We start from the raw sequence: 18,815 nt of genomic DNA on the forward strand, positions 1-18,815 counted from the left end.
ATCCCCTGTAGGAGTGAGACCGGCTTGCCGGCGATAGCGGTGTGTCAGTCGACATTGAGGGTGTCTGACACACCGCTATCGCGAGCAGGCTCACTCCTACAGTTTGATTTGTGTTGTGTCAGACGCCGGCGATCAACTGCCTGGCCGCCTGGCTGTGATCGGCGATCAAACCTTTCAGATCCAGCCCTTCAACCTGCCCGTCAACCACTCGCCACTTGCCACCAATCATCACCCGATCCGCCTGGTCCGCCCCGCACAGCAGCAACGCCGACACAGGATCATGGCTGCCGGAGAAACGCAGCTCATCCAGCTTGAACAGTGCCAGATCCGCCTGCTTGCCCACCGATAACTCGCCGATGTCGGTACGGCCCAACAAACTCGCCGAGCCCTTGGTCGCCCAGCCCAAAACCAATTCCGGCGTGATCTTTTCCGCGCCATAACGCAGGCGCTGAATGTAAAGCGCCTGACGGGTTTCGAGCATCATGTTCGACGCATCGTTGGACGCCGATCCATCCACGCCCAGACCCAGCAACGCGCCCGCAGCGGTCAGGTCCAGCGTCGGGCAAATGCCGGAAGCCAGGCGCATGTTCGAACTCGGGCAATGACAAATCCCGGTGCCTGCGGCGCCGAGGCGGGCGATTTCGTCCGGGTTGAAGTGGATGCCGTGGGCCAGCCAGGTCCGCGGGCCCAGCCAGCCGACGCTGTCCAGATAATCCACGGTGCGCAAGCCGAAGCGTTGCAGGCAGAAATCTTCTTCGTCGAGGGTTTCGGCCAGGTGCGTGTGCAGGCGCACGTCGAGTTTGTTCGCCATTTCGGCGCTGGCGGACATGATTTCCGGCGTCACCGAAAATGGCGAGCACGGTGCCAGAGCGATCTGGATTTGCGCACCCTCGCCACGCTCGTGGTATTCGGCAATCAAACGCTGACTGTCGTCGAGGATCACTTCGCCTTCCTGGACGGTCTGTTGCGGTGGCAGGCCGCCGTCTTTTTCGCCAAGGCTCATGGAACCGCGCGTCAGCATGGCGCGCATGCCCAGTTCGCGGACGCTCTCGACTTGCACGTCGATCGCGTTTTCCAGACCTTCCGGAAACAGGTAATGGTGATCGGCGGCGGTGGTGCAGCCGGACAGCAGCAACTCAGCCAATGCGACTTTGGTGGCGAGGGCGAGTTTTTCAGGGGTGAGGCGGGCCCAGACCGGGTACAGGGTTTTCAGCCAGGGGAACAACGGCTGATTGACCACCGGCGCCCAGGCGCGGGTCAGGGTTTGATAGAAGTGGTGATGGGTGTTGATCAGCCCCGGCAGGATCACGTGCTCGCGGGCATCGAAGACGTGTCCACAGGGCGCGGACGGTTGCTGGCCAGCGGCGAGCACTTCGACGATCACACCGTCTTGCACAACCAGACCGCCACGGGCATCGAGGCCATTGGCAGTAAAGATGGCGAGGGGATTTTTTAACCAGGTACGGGTCGCAGGCATGTTGGCCGGCTCCTCTGAAAGTTGGGTTCAGGTTAGCCAGCTCAGTGATTACCCTGTCTGCTGATCCAGGGTCGCCGCTAGGGCGAGGTGCGGAGTTTCAAACAAAACGGCTTTGCCGGCAAGCCCGGCCCGACCAGACGACGCAAAACTTATGTGGAATGAAACCCTGTAGGAGTGAGCCTGCTCGCGATGACGGCGTGTCAGTCAACATCAGTGGTGTCTGACTCTACGCTATCGCGAGCAGGCTCACTCCCACAGGGGGCGGCGGTGTTTACCAGGGAATGGTCTCGCCTTTGTAATTGACGAAGTGATGCCCACCCTTGCCGACATAAGCATTCACCTGATCAACCAACCCGCGCGTGCTGGTTTCCACATCGATATCAGCGCCTTCACCGCCCATGTCGGTCTTCACCCAGCCCGGATGCAACGACAACACGGTAAGTTTCTGCTCGCCCAATTGAGTGACGAAGCTGTTGGTCATGGAGTTCAGCGCCGCTTTACTGGCCTTGTACAACGCCAGCTCCGGCGCGTCCGGCATGGTCACGCTTCCGAGTACCGAACTCATGAACGCCAGCACGCCGGTATCCGGGCGAATCTGCCCGGCAAAACGTTGTGCCAGGTTGATCGGCGCCACGGCGTTGGTGAAAAACAATTGACCGACCTCGGCCAGCGTCGCGCCGCCCGGCGTCTGCACCTCCGGCCCCTTGACCCCGGCATTCACGAACAGCAGGTCGAACACTTCACCCTTGAGCTGTTGGTTGAGGGCGATGACGGCCTGCTGATCGTCCATGTCGAGTTTTTCGATGCGTACCTTGCCCAACGCTTGAAGCGCGTCGGCGTTCTGCGGGTTACGCACGGTGGCGGTGACTTGCCAGCCGTCGGCCAGCAGAGTTTTCACCAGGCCGAGGCCCAGGCCCCGGGAGGCACCGATGATGAGTGCGGTTTTTGCCTTGGACATGAGTGGCTTCCTTGATAAATGAGGATCATGGTCTCAGTGGACAGCGTTGCCCGAGCCGTTGTTGCAACTCGTGGCGCAATGCACCGAGTTCGTCCATACGGGTTTCAATCAGCTTGAGCTTGTCTTGCAGCAATTGCGTGACGGCGGTGTCAGGGTCGGGCGATTGCCATATCGCGGCGACGCTGTTGCCGATCTCGCCCAGCGTAAAGCCCAGCCGCTGAGCCGTCTTGATGTACAGCACCAGTTGCACCATGTCTGGCGGATAGTCGCGATAGCCGTTGGCACTGCGTTGCGCCGCGATCAGACCGCGCTGCTCGTAAAAGCGCAGTGTGTCTCGGCTGACGGCGCTCGCCTGGGCTAATTCACCGATGCGCATCATGACGTCTCGAGAGGGGCTTGACCCTGGAGCATACTCCAGGCTTTAGCCTTGTTGCTCCCTGAATTTATGGAGCAAGGCCGATGTGGACTTCAACGCAATATCGCCGGTTGGTGCGGGGCAGCGCCTGGTATGACTTGATCGTGACGGCGGCATTTATTACGCCGTGGAGTTTTGCGGCGTTGCATGGGGTGTTGTTGAGTGTGAGTCAGGCTTTCGATTTGCCTGGAGAGCTGCCGGCGTTTGAGCCAATGCACATGCTGATGGCGAATCTGCTGGGGTCGATTGTGTGTGTCTGGGCGGTGCTGCGGATTCGGGATCCGCAGCAGGTGTTTGGGCGGTATGACGCGGCCGGCAGATTCCTGTTCTCTGCTTGGCAGCTCTATGCCTTGCTCCACGGGGCCAGTTCATTGTTGGTGATTTTCCTGGTCTTTGAGTTGGCGTGGGGCGTTGTTCAGATGTTGCCGGTCAGGGCCTCTTCGCGGGCAAGCCTCGCTCCTACAAGAGCAGCGCAAAACCCGTAGGAGCGAGGCTTGTCCGCGAAGAGGCCGGCCGGGTCAACCTTAATGCCCGCCCTGCCATGGCTGCCCCAACGACACCGGCGCATACAACCGCGTGCGCACCGCATCCCGCGACAACAGCACCAACACCACAATCGTCGCGACATACGGCAGCATCGCCAGCAGACTCGACGGAATCGCCAGCCCCAACCCCTGCGCCACCAGGTGCAGGATGCTGGCGAGCCCGAACAGGTACGCCCCCAACAGCAAGCGCCACACGCGCCAACTGGCAAATACCACCAGGGCCAAGGCAATCCAGCCACGCCCGGCGCTCATGTTTTCCGCCCACATCGGCGTGTAGGCCAAGGACAAATAAGCCCCGGCCAACCCCGCCATGGCGCCCCCGAACAGCACCGCCAGCGCGCGCACGCCCAACACCGGCAAGCCCATGGCGCTGGCCGCATCCGGGCTTTCCCCGACGGCCTGAAGGATCAGCCCGACACGACTTTTCAGGATCACCCACGCCACCAGCGCAAACAGTGCGAACGACAGGTACACCAGCAGATCCTGCGCAAACAGCATCCGCCCGATCAGCGGAATCTCACTCAACCACGGAATCGCCACCGGCTCAAAACCCGCCAGCGGTTTACCGACCCACGCCGCGCCGACAAACGTCGACAGGCCCACGCCGAAAATCGTCAGTGCCAATCCGGTGGCCACCTGATTGGCGTTGAACACCAGGGCCACCAGCGCAAACAACGACGACAAGAGCATACCGGCGAGCATCGCCAGCAACACGCCGAGCCACAGGTTGCCGCTGTTCAGCGCGACGATAAAACCGATCACCGCGCCAAACAGCATCATGCCTTCCTGGCCCAGATTCAGGACGCCGCTTTTCTCACAGATCAATTCGCCCAGCGCCACCAACAGCAACGGCGTGCCGCAACGGACCATGGCGTAGAAAATATTGCTCAGCAGATCGATATCCATCACAGCGCTCCTGCGTGTACAGCGGTGGCTTGCGCGCGGCGAGTCCAGCGCAGGTTCAACCGCGGTCGGTAGAGAATCAGCACGTCACTGGCCAGCAGGAAAAACAGCATCATTCCCTGGAACAGTTGGGTGATCGCTTGCGGCAGATTCATGCTCATTTGCGCGCTCTCGCCACCGATATACAGCAGCGCCATCAGCAGGCTGGAAAACAGAATGCCGATGGGGTTGAGTCGCCCAAGAAACGCTACGGTGATCGCGGCATAGCCATAACCCGGCGAGACTTGCGGCACCAGTTGGCCGATCGGCCCGGTGACTTCACACACCCCGGCCAGCCCCGCCAATCCGCCGCTGATCAGCAGCGCCAGCCAGATCAGCCGCTTCTCGCGAAACCCGACGAAACCCGCCGCACGCTTGTCCAGCCCGAGCACTTTGATCTGGAAGCCGACAAAGCTTTTCTGCAATAAAACCCAGACCGCCACCAACGCGAGCAGGGCGAAATACACCCCGGCGTGAACCCGGCCGTCTTCCATCAACAGCGGCAAGCGGCTGGCATCGCCGAACATCGCCGATTCCGGAAAGTTGAACCCGGCCGGGTCCTTCAACGGCCCATGCACGCAGAACAGCAGCAGGTTCAGCGCGATGTAATTGAGCATGATGCTGGTGAGGATTTCGTTAGCGTTGAAGTGCGTGCGCAACCACGCCGTCAGCCCGGCCCACGCGGCACCGGCCAGGGTACCAACGAGCAGGATCAGCACCAGCGCCCAGCGACTTTGCATGTCGATAATGTTCACCGCCAGTGCACTGCCAGCCAGGGCACCGAGCAGCAATTGGCCTTCGGCGCCGATGTTCCAGATCCGCGCCTGATACGCCACGGCCAGGCCCAGTGCGCAAAGCAGAATCGGCAAGGCTTTGACCAACAGTTCGGAGACCCCGTACAAGTCGCTGACCGGCGCGATCAGCAGGGTGTGCAGCGTGAGCAGCGGATCGTGGCCCAGCGCAATAAACAGCAGCGAGCCGCAACCCAATGTCAGGACGGCGGCCAGCAACGGCGAGCACCACAACATCAGGCGCGATTGCTGGCCACGGGGTTCGAGAGAAAGCAGCATGGAAAACTCCGTTAAACCGTTGCGGATGCGAGTGATTGAGGGACGTCGAACTGGCCGGCCATCCAGCCCCCGACATCGATCAGGCGCGTGTCGACCGTGGCCCTGAGTGGCGACAGACGTCCGCTGCACAAGGCGCCGAGGCGGTCGCTGATCTGGAACAATTCGTCGAGGTCTTCGCTGATCACCAGGATCGCCGCGCCGGCATCGCGCAGGGCAATCAGCGCACGGTGAATGGTGGCGGCAGCGCCGACGTCCACGCCCCAGGTCGGGTGCGCGGCCACCAGCAACTTCGGCTGCTGAAGGATCTCGCGGCCGAGGATGAATTTCTGCAGGTTGCCGCCGGACAAGCTGCGGGCTGGCGCCTGGGTATCGGGTGTCTTCACGCCGAAGCGGCTGATGATTTCTTGCGCCAACGCTTCGACCTTGGCGCGCTGGATCAGCCCATTGCTGACCAGCCCTTGTTGAAACGCGGTGAGCAGGGCGTTGTCGGCGAGGCTCAATTCGGGCACCGCACCGTGGCCCAGGCGCTCGGCTGGAACGAACGCGAGGCCGAGTTTGCGCCTTGCATCGGGCCGTAAATCGGCGACCGCTTGCCCGCCGAAACGGATCGTCCCGTTGTCGTTTCGGCTCAGCCGTTCTTCGCCGCTGAGCAAGGCCAGCAACTCATCCTGACCATTGCCCGCGACGCCGGCGATACCGACGATTTCGCCGCTGCGCACTTCGAGGTCAATGCCCGTCAGGGAACAGCCGAACGGGTCCGGGTTGTGCCACGACAAGCCGCTTACGTTCAAAAATCCATCACCGCCGATCACCTTTGGATAATCGGTCATCAGTTCAGCCGCCTCTCCCACCATCAGCGTTGCCAGTTGCTGATCCGAACACTCGGCTGGCACGCAATGCCCGGCCACTCGACCGCCGCGCAGCACCGTGGCGCTGTGGCACAACGCGCGCACTTCACCGAGCTTGTGGCTGATAAACAGAATGCTGCAGCCCTCGGCCGCGAGTCGGCGCAGGGTGATGAAGAGTTCGTCGGCCTCCTGGGGTGTGAGCACCGAGGTCGGCTCATCGAGAATCAACAGACTAATGTCCTGCATCAGGCAGCGAATGATTTCCACCCGTTGCCGCTCGCCGATCGACAGGCTGTGGACAAGTCGCTCCGGTTCCAGCGCCATGCCGTAGCGCCGGGAGACTTCACGAATCTTTGGCTCTAGCTGTTTCGGCGTGCCGGCCGCCGCCCCCATCGCGAGGGCAATGTTCTGCGCCACGCTGAGGGTTTCGAACAGCGAAAAATGCTGGAACACCATGCCGATTCCCAGTCCGCGAGCTTGCGCCGGGTTGCGCATGTTCACGCGCTGGCCTTGCCAGATCAGTTCGCCTGAGTCGGCGTGGGTGACGCCGTAGATGATTTTCATCAACGTACTTTTGCCCGCGCCGTTTTCGCCGAGCAGGGCGTGGATTTCACCGGGAGCAATGTTCAGGTCGATGGCGTCGTTGGCCAGGCAACCGGGGTAACGTTTGCTGATGCTGCGCAATTGCAGGCGGGGCGTTTGATCGGGGATCGGCACGGGGTTGGGCATGACTGGCTCGGGTCGACAGAGTTATGCCTGTGGATAAAGCAATTTCCTGGCCATTGAGTCAGGAAAACCGAAAATCCTTGGTGGCAAAGGCATTGAGGGCAGGGCCTCGGCATTTTCGAATCGCGATCAGGCACTAATTGGGGGCAAAGTCTTTGATCAGGCTCTGATTTTGCTCGCTGGCAATTGGTCAAAAAACGAGCAATGCGCGGCGACCTATGCCGGGTATAGGGATGCGCCAGCCATGAACGGGTTATCCACAGGTTGTTCCACAGTATTTGTGCGCAAGCCGAAAGCACGGGCATAAGCACTGTACGGCTATCTTCTAAAGGTGATAACCGACGCTAACTGTTTGTTTTCCCGTGGAATTAGTCGTTGGTATGGAAAATTGGACGAAAAATGAACAAAGCCCGCAAAGCCGCATGACAAAAGGGTTACAGCAGGATATGCGCAGGTTATCCACAGCCGGGTGCACAGCAGATGTGGGCAAGTGAACAGGCTCTACGAAAGGGCATTGAACGTTGTTGGTGCGATCAGTGCTGCAACACAATGCGCCCGCGACTCAAGTCTGCGAGCTGCGTTTGCAAGGCAGCGATTTGCTCTATACCGATCGCCAGTTGCAGTTCCACGCCATTGGCGGTGAAGGTTTCTTCCACTACCAAACCGCCCAATTCCGCAACGCGCAGTTTCACCAGCGCCAACTCGCCGAATGCACAAGCGCAGTTCACCGGCACCCGACTGATCAGCTCGACTTTTGCCGCGGCTTGCAGGCACTTGTTCGCGCCGCCGCCATAGGCCCGGGCGAGGCCACCAGTGCCCAGTTGGATGCCGCCATACCAACGAATCACCAGTACCGCGACCTGATCGCAATCCTGCGCTTCGATGGCCGCCAGAATCGGTCGTCCTGCGGTGCCGCCCGGTTCGCCATCGTCGTTGCTACGGTATTGATCGCCGAGCTTCCACGCCCAGCAGTTGTGCGAGGCGTTCAAGTCGCTGTGCTGATCAATGAACGCCTGGGCTTCAGCGGGGCTGGAGATCGGCGCGGCGAAGGTGATGAAACGGCTTTTGCGAATCTCTTCGCGGTATTCGCAAAAACCGCTGAGGGTAAAAGGCATAGGTGTCTTAGATAGCTGGCGTGAGGCCGCAGCCTTTGAGAATGATGCGGATCAAGTTGTTGCCGGCGTCTTCCATGTCTTGTTTGGTCAGCTTGGTGCGGCCGCTGACACGGCAGATCTGTGTGGCGAAGTCGGCGTAATGCTGGGTGCTGCCCCACAACAGGAAGATCAGGTTCACCGGGTCGACCGGGTCCATCTTGCCGGCGTCGATCCAAGCCTGGAACACCGCCGCCCGACCCTGGAACCAGGTGCGATAGTCCTGGTTGAAATACTCGGTCAGGCATTCGCCGCCACTGATCACTTCCATGGCGAAGATCCGCGAGGCTTGCGGCTGGCGACGGGAGAATTCCATTTTGGCGCGGATGTAACGCGTCAGTGCTTCGGCCGGATCATCCTCGGCGGTCAGGGTGTTGAAGGTGCTGTCCCATAACTCGATGATGTTGCTCAGCACCGCCACGTACAAACCGAGTTTGTTGGTGAAGTAGTAATGCAGGTTTGCTTTGGGCAACCCGGCATTCAGAGCGATGGTGTTCATGCTGGTGCCTTTGAATCCGTGACGGGCAAATTCGTCTTCGGCGGCTTTGATGATGGTCTCTTCGTTCTTCTGACGAATGCGGCTGGCAGGTTTGCCGCCGTGAGCGGGGACTTCAAAGGTCATAGGCACTTCCGAACAGGATGGGTGGGTGCAACCAAATGCGTTGATAGCGCACCCACAGGCTCCAGACAAGTCCCGACGCGATAAAACCTGAACACCACAGATCCCTGTAGGAGCGAAGCTTGCTCCGGGCGGCGTTCCGACGAAGGCGTCTTAACATTCAGCATTGATGTTGATTGAGCCGACGTCTTCGTCGGAACGCCGCCCGGAGCAAGCTTCGCTCCTACAGTGCATGTTGGTTCTTAGCGCGTTGCGGCAAGGCTCTCCAAAAAGCTTTCCAGCACCAAATGCGGGCGACGGCCCTTGCGTGTGACCGACGCGAGGCTCAGGTCATAAAAGCGCGCCTTGGGTTTCAGCGCGCGCAATCGACCTTGCTGCACCCAAAGGCTGGCGTAGTGGTCCGGCAGGTAGCCGATGTATCGCCCGGTAAGGATCAGGAACGCCATGCCTTCGCGGTCCGAGGCACTGGCGGTGCAATTGAGCGCCTGGTAGTGCGCCTGGATTTCTGCCGGCAAACGGAAGGTCGGCGCGATGGCGTCCTGACTGTTGAGGCGCTCGTCGTCCAGTTGTTTGTCGTCGACGTAGAACAACGGATGGCCGACCGCGCAATACAGCAGCGAGCGTTCGCTGTAGAGCGGCTGATATTCCAGCCCGGACAGCGCGCTGGCCTGCGGCACCACGCCGACATGCAGGCGACCGTCGAGCACGCCTTGCTCGACTTCATTGGGCGCGATCATGCGGATCTGAATCTGCACGTCCGGCCCGCGTTCCTTCAACTGCGCGAGGGCATGGGTGATGCGCATGTGGGGCAGGGTGACCAGGTTGTCAGTCAGGCCGATGGTCAATTCGCCGCGCAGATGCTGGTGCAGACCGTTGACCTCGGTGCGGAAACTTTCCAGCGCACTTAATAGCTGCAACGCCGATTGGTAAACCTCGCGACCTTCTTCGGTCAGGGAAAACCCGGCGCGACCACGTTGGCATAACCGCAGGCCGAGACGCTGTTCCAGATCGCTCATTTGCTGGCTGATGGCCGAGCGACCGATCCCCAGTACCGATTCCGCCGCGGAGAAGCCGCCGCATTCCACCACGCTGCGAAAGATCCGCAATAAGCGGATATCAAAGTCGCTGACTTGTGCGAGTGGATCGGGGCGGCGGCTGCTCATAGTTTAGTAATGGCCTGACTGAACGTTAGAAAAGTTGGATTTCACCGACTTTATCCCCGTGGCAATTTAGCTGCAAGAACGCTTTTGATCTCTATGCTGCTTATTGCCCTGCGAGGTTTTGCCCATGAACTTGCCCGAAAACGCCCCGACTTCCCTGGCCAGCCAGCTCAAGCTCGATGCGCACTGGATGCCCTACACCGCCAACCGCAATTTCCAGCGCGATCCGCGACTGATCGTTGCAGCGGAAGGGAGTTGGCTGACGGACGACAAGGGGCGCAAGGTCTACGATTCGTTGTCGGGTCTGTGGACCTGTGGCGCCGGGCACACTCGCAAGGAAATCCAGGAAGCGGTTGCCAAGCAACTCGGCACCCTCGATTACTCGCCAGGTTTCCAGTACGGCCATCCGTTGTCGTTTCAACTGGCCGAGAAAATCACTGACCTGACCCCGGGCAATCTGAACCACGTGTTCTTTACTGACTCGGGTTCCGAGTGCGCCGACACGGCAGTGAAAATGGTGCGTGCTTACTGGCGCCTGAAAGGCCAGGCCACCAAGACCAAAATGATCGGTCGCGCCCGCGGCTACCACGGTGTGAACATCGCGGGCACCAGCCTCGGCGGTGTGAACGGCAACCGTAAAATGTTCGGTCAGGCGATGATGGACGTCGATCACTTGCCGCACACGTTGCTGGCGAGCAATGCCTACTCCCGTGGCATGCCGGCAGAGGGCGGAATCGCGCTGGCCGATGAACTGCTCAAGCTGATCGAGTTGCATGACGCTTCGAACATCGCAGCGGTGTTCGTCGAGCCAATGGCCGGTTCCGCTGGCGTGCTGGTTCCGCCGCAGGGGTATCTGAAGCGTCTGCGCGAAATCTGCGATCAGCACAACATCCTGCTGGTGTTCGACGAAGTGATCACCGGTTTCGGCCGTACCGGCTCAATGTTCGGTGCTGACAGCTTCGGCGTGACCCCAGACCTGATGTGCATCGCCAAGCAAGTCACCAACGGCGCGATCCCGATGGGCGCGGTGATTGCGAGTTCCGAGATCTATCAAACCTTCATGAACCAGGCGACGCCGGAGTACGCGGTCGAGTTCCCACACGGCTACACCTACTCCGCGCACCCTGTGGCTTGCGCCGCAGGCCTGGCCGCACTCGATCTGCTGCAAAAGGAAAACCTGGTGCAGAGCGTGGCTGAAGTCGCGCCGCATTTCGAAAATGCGCTGCACGGCCTGAAAGGCTCGAAAAACATTATCGACATTCGTAACTACGGCCTGGCTGGCGCGATCCAGATCGCACCACGTGACGGCGACGCCATCGTGCGTCCGTTCGAAGCGGGCATGGCGTTGTGGAAAGCCGGGTTCTACGTGCGCTTTGGCGGCGACACCCTGCAGTTCGGCCCAACCTTCAACAGCAAGCCGCAAGACCTTGATCGCCTGTTCGACGCGGTCGGCGAAGTGCTGAACAAAATCGACTGATTTTTTCCCTTCTATATAGAGGCGTCCGTTAATGGGCGCCTGTGGACAACTTTTCTGGAGCCCCGCATGAGCCTTATCCCGCATTTGATCAATGGTGAACTGGTGACCGAAGACGGTCGCACAGCTGACGTGTACAACCCGTCCACCGGCCAAGCCATCCACAAGCTGCCATTGGCCAGCCGTGAAACCATTCAGAAAGCCATCGACTCGGCCAAGGCTGCGTTCCCGGCCTGGCGCAACACGCCGCCGGCAAAACGTGCGCAGGTGATGTTCCGCTTTAAGCAACTGCTGGAGCAGAACGAAGCGCGTATCGCCCAGCTGATCAGCGAAGAACATGGCAAGACGCTGGAAGATGCTGCCGGTGAACTGAAACGCGGGATCGAGAACGTCGAGTTCGCTTGCGCCGCACCGGAAATCCTCAAGGGCGAGTACAGCCGTAACGTCGGCCCGAACATTGATGCCTGGTCGGACTTCCAACCACTGGGCGTAGTTGCCGGTATCACGCCGTTCAACTTCCCGGCGATGGTACCGCTGTGGATGTATCCGCTGGCGATCGTCTGCGGCAACTGCTTCATCCTCAAACCGTCCGAGCGTGATCCAAGCTCGACGTTGCTGATTGCCCAGCTGTTACTGGAAGCCGGTTTGCCTAAAGGCGTGCTGAGCGTCGTGCATGGCGACAAGGCAGCGGTGGATGCGCTGATCGAGGCGCCGGAAGTCAAAGCGCTGAGTTTCGTGGGGTCGACGCCGATTGCCGAATACATCTATGCCGAAGGCACCAAACGCGGCAAACGCGTCCAGGCACTGGGCGGGGCGAAGAACCATGCGGTGTTGATGCCGGATGCGGATCTGGATAACGCGGTCAGCGCACTGATGGGTGCGGCGTACGGTTCTTGCGGTGAGCGTTGCATGGCGATCTCGGTGGCGGTGTGTGTGGGCGACCAGGTGGCGGATGCGTTGGTGGCCAAGTTGGTACCGCAAATCAAGGCACTGAAAATCGGTGCCGGGACGACCTGCGGTCTGGACATGGGGCCACTGGTTTCCGGTCAGGCTCGCGACAAAGTCAGTGGCTATATAGAAGACGGCGTTTCTTCTGGGGCGTCCCTGGTTGTGGATGGTCGTGGTCTGAGCGTTGCCGGTCATGAGGAAGGCTTCTTCCTGGGTGGCTGCCTGTTCGATAACGTCACGCCAGAGATGCGCATCTATAAGGAAGAGATCTTTGGGCCGGTGCTGTGTGTCGTCCGCGTCAACAGCTTGGAAGAGGCGATGCAACTGATCAACGATCACGAGTATGGCAACGGCACCTGCATCTTCACCCGTGACGGGGAAGCGGCGCGGTTGTTCTGTGACGAGATCGAAGTCGGTATGGTCGGCGTCAACGTGCCATTGCCGGTACCGGTGGCTTATCACAGCTTCGGCGGCTGGAAGCGGTCGCTGTTCGGCGATCTGCATGCGTATGGCCCGGATGGTGTGCGTTTCTACACCCGTCGCAAGGCCATTACCCAGCGCTGGCCGCAGCGTGCGAGCCATGAAGCGTCGCAATTCGCGTTCCCTAGCTTGTAAGTAGAAGGGAAGAAGGCCGAGCCCCTTGGGGCTCGGCCTTCGTGTTTCCGGGCTTTTCTGACCTATATGACAGAAATGTGAAAATAGGTGTTGACGGCAGATTCTGGAAGTCTATAATTCGCCCCACTTCCGGCGCAGTCGAAACGGAAAACTCCTTGGTAAACAATGAGTTGCGCAGTTTTCGACAGCGAGTTGCTTCAGGTCATCGAAGCCCAGAAGGAGTTGATCAGGCAAGGTTGTAGGGCTTGATTGACGGTTCGATCTTCTCGGTCGAAAGCGGAGAAAAAGAGGTGTTGACAGCAGCGAGTAACGCTGTAGAATTCGCCTCCCGCTAACGAGAGATCGGAAGCGCAAGTGGTTGAAGTTGCAAAGGAAACTTTGAAAGCTTCTGAAAATAACCGCTTGACAGCAACAGAGGCTGCTGTAGAATGCGCGCCTCGGTTGAGACGAAAGATCTTAACCAACCGCTCTTTAACAACTGAATCAAGCAATTCGTGTGGGTGCTTGTGGAGTCAGACTGATAGTCAACAAGATTATCAGCATCACAAGTTACTCCGCGAGAAATCAAAGATGTAACCAACGATTGCTGAGCCAAGTTTAGGGTTTCTTAAAAACCCAAAGATGTTTGAACTGAAGAGTTTGATCATGGCTCAGATTGAACGCTGGCGGCAGGCCTAACACATGCAAGTCGAGCGGCAGCACGGGTACTTGTACCTGGTGGCGAGCGGCGGACGGGTGAGTAATGCCTAGGAATCTGCCTGGTAGTGGGGGATAACGCTCGGAAACGGACGCTAATACCGCATACGTCCTACGGGAGAAAGCAGGGGACCTTCGGGCCTTGCGCTATCAGATGAGCCTAGGTCGGATTAGCTAGTTGGTGAGGTAATGGCTCACCAAGGCGACGATCCGTAACTGGTCTGAGAGGATGATCAGTCACACTGGAACTGAGACACGGTCCAGACTCCTACGGGAGGCAGCAGTGGGGAATATTGGACAATGGGCGAAAGCCTGATCCAGCCATGCCGCGTGTGTGAAGAAGGTCTTCGGATTGTAAAGCACTTTAAGTTGGGAGGAAGGGCAGTAAATTAATACTTTGCTGTTTTGACGTTACCGACAGAATAAGCACCGGCTAACTCTGTGCCAGCAGCCGCGGTAATACAGAGGGTGCAAGCGTTAATCGGAATTACTGGGCGTAAAGCGCGCGTAGGTGGTTTGTTAAGTTGGATGTGAAATCCCCGGGCTCAACCTGGGAACTGCATTCAAAACTGACAAGCTAGAGTATGGTAGAGGGTGGTGGAATTTCCTGTGTAGCGGTGAAATGCGTAGATATAGGAAGGAACACCAGTGGCGAAGGCGACCACCTGGACTGATACTGACACTGAGGTGCGAAAGCGTGGGGAGCAAACAGGATTAGATACCCTGGTAGTCCACGCCGTAAACGATGTCAACTAGCCGTTGGGAGCCTTGAGCTCTTAGTGGCGCAGCTAACGCATTAAGTTGACCGCCTGGGGAGTACGGCCGCAAGGTTAAAACTCAAATGAATTGACGGGGGCCCGCACAAGCGGTGGAGCATGTGGTTTAATTCGAAGCAACGCGAAGAACCTTACCAGGCCTTGACATCCAATGAACTTTCCAGAGATGGATTGGTGCCTTCGGGAACATTGAGACAGGTGCTGCATGGCTGTCGTCAGCTCGTGTCGTGAGATGTTGGGTTAAGTCCCGTAACGAGCGCAACCCTTGTCCTTAGTTACCAGCACGTAATGGTGGGCACTCTAAGGAGACTGCCGGTGACAAACCGGAGGAAGGTGGGGATGACGTCAAGTCATCATGGCCCTTACGGCCTGGGCTACACACGTGCTACAATGGTCGGTACAGAGGGTTGCCAAGCCGCGAGGTGGAGCTAATCCCAGAAAACCGATCGTAGTCCGGATCGCAGTCTGCAACTCGACTGCGTGAAGTCGGAATCGCTAGTAATCGCGAATCAGAATGTCGCGGTGAATACGTTCCCGGGCCTTGTACACACCGCCCGTCACACCATGGGAGTGGGTTGCACCAGAAGTAGCTAGTCTAACCTTCGGGAGGACGGTTACCACGGTGTGATTCATGACTGGGGTGAAGTCGTAACAAGGTAGCCGTAGGGGAACCTGCGGCTGGATCACCTCCTTAATCGACGACATCAGCTGCTCCATAAGTTCCCACACGAATTGCTTGATTCATTGAAGAAGACGATAGAAGCAGCTTTAAGCTCCAAGCTGATAGCTCACAGCTAACAGTTACGCGCTCGAAATTGGGTCTGTAGCTCAGTTGGTTAGAGCGCACCCCTGATAAGGGTGAGGTCGGCAGTTCGAATCTGCCCAGACCCACCAATTTTGTATGGGGCCATAGCTCAGCTGGGAGAGCGCCTGCCTTGCACGCAGGAGGTCAACGGTTCGATCCCGTTTGGCTCCACCATTAACTGCTTCTGCTGTTAGAGTTTAGAAATGAATATTCTGAAGTGAATATTGATTTCTAGTCTTTGATTAGATCGTTCTTTAAAAATTTGGGTATGTGATAGAAAGATAGACTGGACGTTACTTTCACTGGTAACGGATCAGGCTAAGGTAAAATTTGTGAGTTGCTCTTAATTGAGTATTATCGAATTTTCGGCGAATGTCGTCTTCACAGTATAACCAGATTGCTTGGGGTTATATGGTCAAGTGAAGAAGCGCATACGGTGGATGCCTTGGCAGTCAGAGGCGATGAAAGACGTGGTAGCCTGCGAAAAGCTTCGGGGAGTCGGCAAACAGACTTTGATCCGGAGATGTCTGAATGGGGGAACCCAGCCATCATAAGATGGTTATCTTAAGCTGAATACATAGGCTTAAGAGGCGAACCAGGGGAACTGAAACATCTAAGTACCCTGAGGAAAAGAAATCAACCGAGATTCCCTTAGTAGTGGCGAGCGAACGGGGACTAGCCCTTAAGTGGCTTTGAGATTAGCGGAACGCTCTGGAAAGTGCGGCCATAGTGGGTGATAGCCCTGTACGCGAAAATCTCTTAGTCATGAAATCGAGTAGGACGGAGCACGAGAAACTTTGTCTGAATATGGGGGGACCATCCTCCAAGGCTAAATACTACTGACTGACCGATAGTGAACTAGTACCGTGAGGGAAAGGCGAAAAGAACCCCGGAGAGGGGAGTGAAATAGATCCTGAAACCGTATGCGTACAAGCAGTGGGAGCCCACTTTGTTGGGTGACTGCGTACCTTTTGTATAATGGGTCAGCGACTTATTTTCAGTGGCGAGCTTAACCGAATAGGGGAGGCGTAGCGAAAGCGAGTCTTAATAGGGCGTCTAGTCGCTGGGAATAGACCCGAAACCGGGCGATCTATCCATGGGCAGGTTGAAGGTTGGGTAACACTAACTGGAGGACCGAACCGACTACCGTTGAAAAGTTAGCGGATGACCTGTGGATCGGAGTGAAAGGCTAATCAAGCTCGGAGATAGCTGGTTCTCCTCGAAAGCTATTTAGGTAGCGCCTCATGTATCACTGTAGGGGGTAGAGCACTGTTTCGGCTAGGGGGTCATCCCGACTTACCAAACCGATGCAAACTCCGAATACCTACAAGTGCCGAGCATGGGAGACACACGGCGGGTGCTAACGTCCGTCGTGAAAAGGGAAACAACCCAGACCGTCAGCTAAGGTCCCAAAGTTATGGTTAAGTGGGAAACGATGTGGGAAGGCTTAGACAGCTAGGAGGTTGGCTTAGAAGCAGCCACCCTTTAAAGAAAGCGTAATAGCTCACTAGTCGAGTCGGCCTGCGCGGAAGATGTAACGGGGCTCAAACCATACACCGAAGCTACGGGTATCACTTAGGTGATGCGGTAGAGGAGCGTTCTGTAAGCCTGTGAAGGTGAGTTGAGAAGCTTGCTGGAGGTATCAGAAGTGCGAATGCTGACATGAGTAACGACAATGGGTGTGAAAAACACCCACGCCGAAAGACCAAGGTTTCCTGCGCAACGTTAATCGACGCAGGGTTAGTCGGTCCCTAAGGCGAGGCTGAAAAGCGTAGTCGATGGAAAACAGGTTAATATTCCTGTACTTCTGGTTATTGCGATGGAGGGACGGAGAAGGCTAGGCCAGCTTGGCGTTGGTTGTCCAAGTTTAAGGTGGTAGGCTGGAATCTTAGGTAAATCCGGGATTCTAAGGCCGAGAGCTGATGACGAGTGTTCTTTTAGAACACGAAGTGGTTGATGCCATGCTTCCAAGAAAAGCTTCTAAGCTTCAGGTAACCAGGAACCGTACCCCAAACCGACACAGGTGGTTGGGTAGAGAATACCAAGGCGCTTGAGAGAACTCGGGTGAAGGAACTAGGCAAAATGGCACCGTAACTTCGGGAGAAGGTGCGCCGGTGAGGGTGAAGCATTTACTGCGTAAGCCCATGCCGGTCGAAGATACCAGGCCGCTGCGACTGTTTATTAAAAACACAGCACTCTGCAAACACGAAAGTGGACGTATAGGGTGTGACGCCTGCCCGGTGCCGGAAGGTTAATTGATGGGGTTAGCTAACGCGAAGCTCTTGATCGAAGCCCCGGTAAACGGCGGCCGTAACTATAACGGTCCTAAGGTAGCGAAATTCCTTGTCGGGTAAGTTCCGACCTGCACGAATGGCGTAACGATGGCGGCGCTGTCTCCACCCGAGACTCAGTGAAATTGAAATCGCTGTGAAGATGCAGTGTATCCGCGGCTAGACGGAAAGACCCCGTGAACCTTTACTATAGCTTTGCACTGGACTTTGAATTTGCTTGTGTAGGATAGGTGGGAGGCTTTGAAGCGTGGACGCCAGTTCGCGTGGAGCCAACCTTGAAATACCACCCTGGCAACTTTGAGGTTCTAACTCAGGTCCGTTATCCGGATCGAGGACAGTGTATGGTGGGTAGTTTGACTGGGGCGGTCTCCTCCTAAAGAGTAACGGAGGAGTACGAAGGTGCGCTCAGACCGGTCGGAAATCGGTCGTAGAGTATAAAGGCAAAAGCGCGCTTGACTGCGAGACAGACACGTCGAGCAGGTACGAAAGTAGGTCTTAGTGATCCGGTGGTTCTGTATGGAAGGGCCATCGCTCAACGGATAAAAGGTACTCCGGGGATAACAGGCTGATACCGCCCAAGAGTTCATATCGACGGCGGTGTTTGGCACCTCGATGTCGGCTCATCACATCCTGGGGCTGAAGCCGGTCCCAAGGGTATGGCTGTTCGCCATTTAAAGTGGTACGCGAGCTGGGTTTAGAACGTCGTGAGACAGTTCGGTCCCTATCTGCCGTGGACGTTTGAGATTTGAGAGGGGCTGCTCCTAGTACGAGAGGACCGGAGTGGACGAACCTCTGGTGTTCCGGTTGTCACGCCAGTGGCATTGCCGGGTAGCTATGTTCGGAATAGATAACCGCTGAAAGCATCTAAGCGGGAAACTAGCCTCAAGATGAGATCTCACTGGGACCTTGAGTCCCCTGAAGGGCCGTCGAAGACTACGACGTTGATAGGTTGGGTGTGTAAGCGCTGTGAGGCGTTGAGCTAACCAATACTAATTGCCCGTGAGGCTTGACCATATAACACCCAAGCAATTTGTGCGTAAAAGCCAGATTGCGGTGTGTGAAGACGAAACGAACCGAAAGTTCGAGATACTCGCAAAACACCAAACTATCGCATACCCATTCGCTGGAGCGTGACCTCGCAAGAGAGAACGACCCGGCTACCGAATTTCTTGACGACCATAGAGCATTGGAACCACCTGATCCCATCCCGAACTCAGCAGTGAAACGATGCATCGCCGATGGTAGTGTGGGGTTTCCCCATGTGAGAGTAGGTCATCGTCAAGATTAAATTCCGAAACC

12 protein-coding genes, 2 tRNA genes and 3 rRNA genes are annotated in these 18,815 nt (G+C 57.4%); 8 read left to right on the top strand and 9 right to left on the bottom strand.

Annotated features, from left to right (window positions below; genetic code table 11):
* Window positions 1-118 precede the first annotated feature (118 nt).
* The 3 genes from ACYZTY_RS01955 to ACYZTY_RS01965 form a co-directional block, all read right to left on the bottom strand.
* On the bottom strand, window positions 119-1,477 hold the full coding sequence (locus ACYZTY_RS01955; RefSeq protein ID WP_461957086.1) for an 8-oxoguanine deaminase: 1,359 nt from the start codon (window positions 1,475-1,477) through the stop codon (window positions 119-121).
* 271 nt (window positions 1,478-1,748) lie between these two features.
* A complete protein-coding gene (locus tag ACYZTY_RS01960; RefSeq protein ID WP_461957087.1) occupies window positions 1,749-2,435 on the bottom strand; it encodes an SDR family oxidoreductase in 687 nt (228 codons plus the stop codon).
* A 25-nt stretch (window positions 2,436-2,460) separates the two neighbouring features.
* Window positions 2,461-2,811: a MerR family transcriptional regulator gene (locus ACYZTY_RS01965; RefSeq protein WP_438659797.1), complete on the bottom strand. Its 351-nt coding sequence runs from the start codon at window positions 2,809-2,811 to the stop codon at window positions 2,461-2,463.
* An 83-nt stretch (window positions 2,812-2,894) separates the two neighbouring features.
* Here ACYZTY_RS01965 and ACYZTY_RS01970 point away from each other — a divergent pair, with 83 nt between their 5' ends.
* On the top strand, window positions 2,895-3,335 hold the full coding sequence (locus ACYZTY_RS01970) for a hypothetical protein (protein ID WP_461957088.1): 441 nt from the start codon (window positions 2,895-2,897) through the stop codon (window positions 3,333-3,335).
* Between the two features lie 39 nt (window positions 3,336-3,374).
* Here ACYZTY_RS01970 and ACYZTY_RS01975 read toward each other — a convergent pair whose 3' ends face one another.
* From ACYZTY_RS01975 to ACYZTY_RS02000, 6 genes are all read right to left on the bottom strand, one after another.
* Entirely contained in the window at window positions 3,375-4,301 is a 927-nt protein-coding gene (locus ACYZTY_RS01975) for an ABC transporter permease (RefSeq protein ID WP_461957089.1), read from the bottom strand.
* On the bottom strand, window positions 4,301-5,407 hold the full coding sequence (locus ACYZTY_RS01980; protein WP_461957090.1) for an ABC transporter permease: 1,107 nt from the start codon (window positions 5,405-5,407) through the stop codon (window positions 4,301-4,303). Before ACYZTY_RS01980 ends, ACYZTY_RS01975 begins: the two co-directional genes overlap by 1 nt.
* Window positions 5,408-5,418: 11 nt before the next feature.
* Window positions 5,419-6,984: an ABC transporter ATP-binding protein gene (locus ACYZTY_RS01985; RefSeq protein ID WP_461957091.1), complete on the bottom strand. Its 1,566-nt coding sequence runs from the start codon at window positions 6,982-6,984 to the stop codon at window positions 5,419-5,421.
* Window positions 6,985-7,514: 530 nt separating this feature from the next.
* On the bottom strand, window positions 7,515-8,096 hold the full coding sequence (locus ACYZTY_RS01990; protein ID WP_461957092.1) for an IMPACT family protein: 582 nt from the start codon (window positions 8,094-8,096) through the stop codon (window positions 7,515-7,517).
* 7 nt (window positions 8,097-8,103) lie between these two features.
* On the bottom strand, window positions 8,104-8,754 hold the full coding sequence (locus ACYZTY_RS01995; RefSeq protein WP_461957093.1) for a TetR/AcrR family transcriptional regulator: 651 nt from the start codon (window positions 8,752-8,754) through the stop codon (window positions 8,104-8,106).
* Window positions 8,755-8,993: 239 nt separating this feature from the next.
* Complete coding sequence (locus ACYZTY_RS02000) at window positions 8,994-9,914, bottom strand: LysR family transcriptional regulator (protein ID WP_008006295.1); 921 nt, start codon at window positions 9,912-9,914, stop codon at window positions 8,994-8,996.
* Between the two features lie 124 nt (window positions 9,915-10,038).
* Here ACYZTY_RS02000 and aptA point away from each other — a divergent pair, with 124 nt between their 5' ends.
* The 7 genes from aptA (at window position 10,039) to rrf (ending at window position 18,800) form a co-directional block, all read left to right on the top strand.
* Window positions 10,039-11,388 carry an omega-aminotransferase AptA gene (gene aptA, locus ACYZTY_RS02005; protein WP_461957094.1) on the top strand — a complete coding sequence of 450 codons (1,350 nt, stop codon included), beginning with the start codon at window positions 10,039-10,041 and terminating at the stop codon, window positions 11,386-11,388.
* A 66-nt stretch (window positions 11,389-11,454) separates the two neighbouring features.
* Complete coding sequence (locus ACYZTY_RS02010; protein ID WP_461957095.1) at window positions 11,455-12,948, top strand: CoA-acylating methylmalonate-semialdehyde dehydrogenase; 1,494 nt, start codon at window positions 11,455-11,457, stop codon at window positions 12,946-12,948.
* Between the two features lie 627 nt (window positions 12,949-13,575).
* Window positions 13,576-15,114, top strand: a 16S ribosomal RNA gene (locus tag ACYZTY_RS02015).
* Between the two features lie 123 nt (window positions 15,115-15,237).
* A tRNA-Ile gene (locus ACYZTY_RS02020) sits at window positions 15,238-15,314 on the top strand.
* Window positions 15,315-15,323: 9 nt separating this feature from the next.
* Window positions 15,324-15,399 (top strand) — tRNA-Ala (locus ACYZTY_RS02025).
* Between the two features lie 239 nt (window positions 15,400-15,638).
* Window positions 15,639-18,530, top strand: a 23S ribosomal RNA gene (locus ACYZTY_RS02030).
* A gap of 154 nt (window positions 18,531-18,684) precedes the next feature.
* Window positions 18,685-18,800: ribosomal RNA gene (gene rrf / locus ACYZTY_RS02035) — 5S ribosomal RNA — on the top strand.
* The 16S, 23S and 5S rRNA genes sit together here with 2 tRNA genes alongside, the layout of an rRNA operon.
* The last annotated feature ends 15 nt before the right edge of the window (window positions 18,801-18,815 follow it).

The sequence above is a fragment of the Pseudomonas sp. LB1P83 genome (assembly GCF_054897885.1).

What these genes read in the sequence shown, in the direction of transcription:
- ACYZTY_RS02000 (WP_008006295.1), bottom strand. Translation starts at nt 9,914, where the DNA reads ATGAGCAGCCGCCGCCCCGATCCACTCGCACAAGTCAGCGACTTTGAT.
- ACYZTY_RS01965 (WP_438659797.1), bottom strand. Translation starts at nt 2,811, where the DNA reads ATGCGCATCGGTGAATTAGCCCAGGCGAGCGCCGTCAGCCGAGACACA.
- ACYZTY_RS01990 (WP_461957092.1), bottom strand. Translation starts at nt 8,096, where the DNA reads ATGCCTTTTACCCTCAGCGGTTTTTGCGAATACCGCGAAGAGATTCGC.
- ACYZTY_RS01955 (WP_461957086.1), bottom strand. Translation starts at nt 1,477, where the DNA reads ATGCCTGCGACCCGTACCTGGTTAAAAAATCCCCTCGCCATCTTTACT.
- ACYZTY_RS01995 (WP_461957093.1), bottom strand. Translation starts at nt 8,754, where the DNA reads ATGACCTTTGAAGTCCCCGCTCACGGCGGCAAACCTGCCAGCCGCATT.
- aptA (WP_461957094.1), top strand. Translation starts at nt 10,039, where the DNA reads ATGAACTTGCCCGAAAACGCCCCGACTTCCCTGGCCAGCCAGCTCAAG.
- ACYZTY_RS02010 (WP_461957095.1), top strand. Translation starts at nt 11,455, where the DNA reads ATGAGCCTTATCCCGCATTTGATCAATGGTGAACTGGTGACCGAAGAC.
- ACYZTY_RS01980 (WP_461957090.1), bottom strand. Translation starts at nt 5,407, where the DNA reads ATGCTGCTTTCTCTCGAACCCCGTGGCCAGCAATCGCGCCTGATGTTG.
- ACYZTY_RS01960 (WP_461957087.1), bottom strand. Translation starts at nt 2,435, where the DNA reads ATGTCCAAGGCAAAAACCGCACTCATCATCGGTGCCTCCCGGGGCCTG.
- ACYZTY_RS01975 (WP_461957089.1), bottom strand. Translation starts at nt 4,301, where the DNA reads ATGGATATCGATCTGCTGAGCAATATTTTCTACGCCATGGTCCGTTGC.
- ACYZTY_RS01970 (WP_461957088.1), top strand. Translation starts at nt 2,895, where the DNA reads ATGTGGACTTCAACGCAATATCGCCGGTTGGTGCGGGGCAGCGCCTGG.
- ACYZTY_RS01985 (WP_461957091.1), bottom strand. Translation starts at nt 6,984, where the DNA reads ATGCCCAACCCCGTGCCGATCCCCGATCAAACGCCCCGCCTGCAATTG.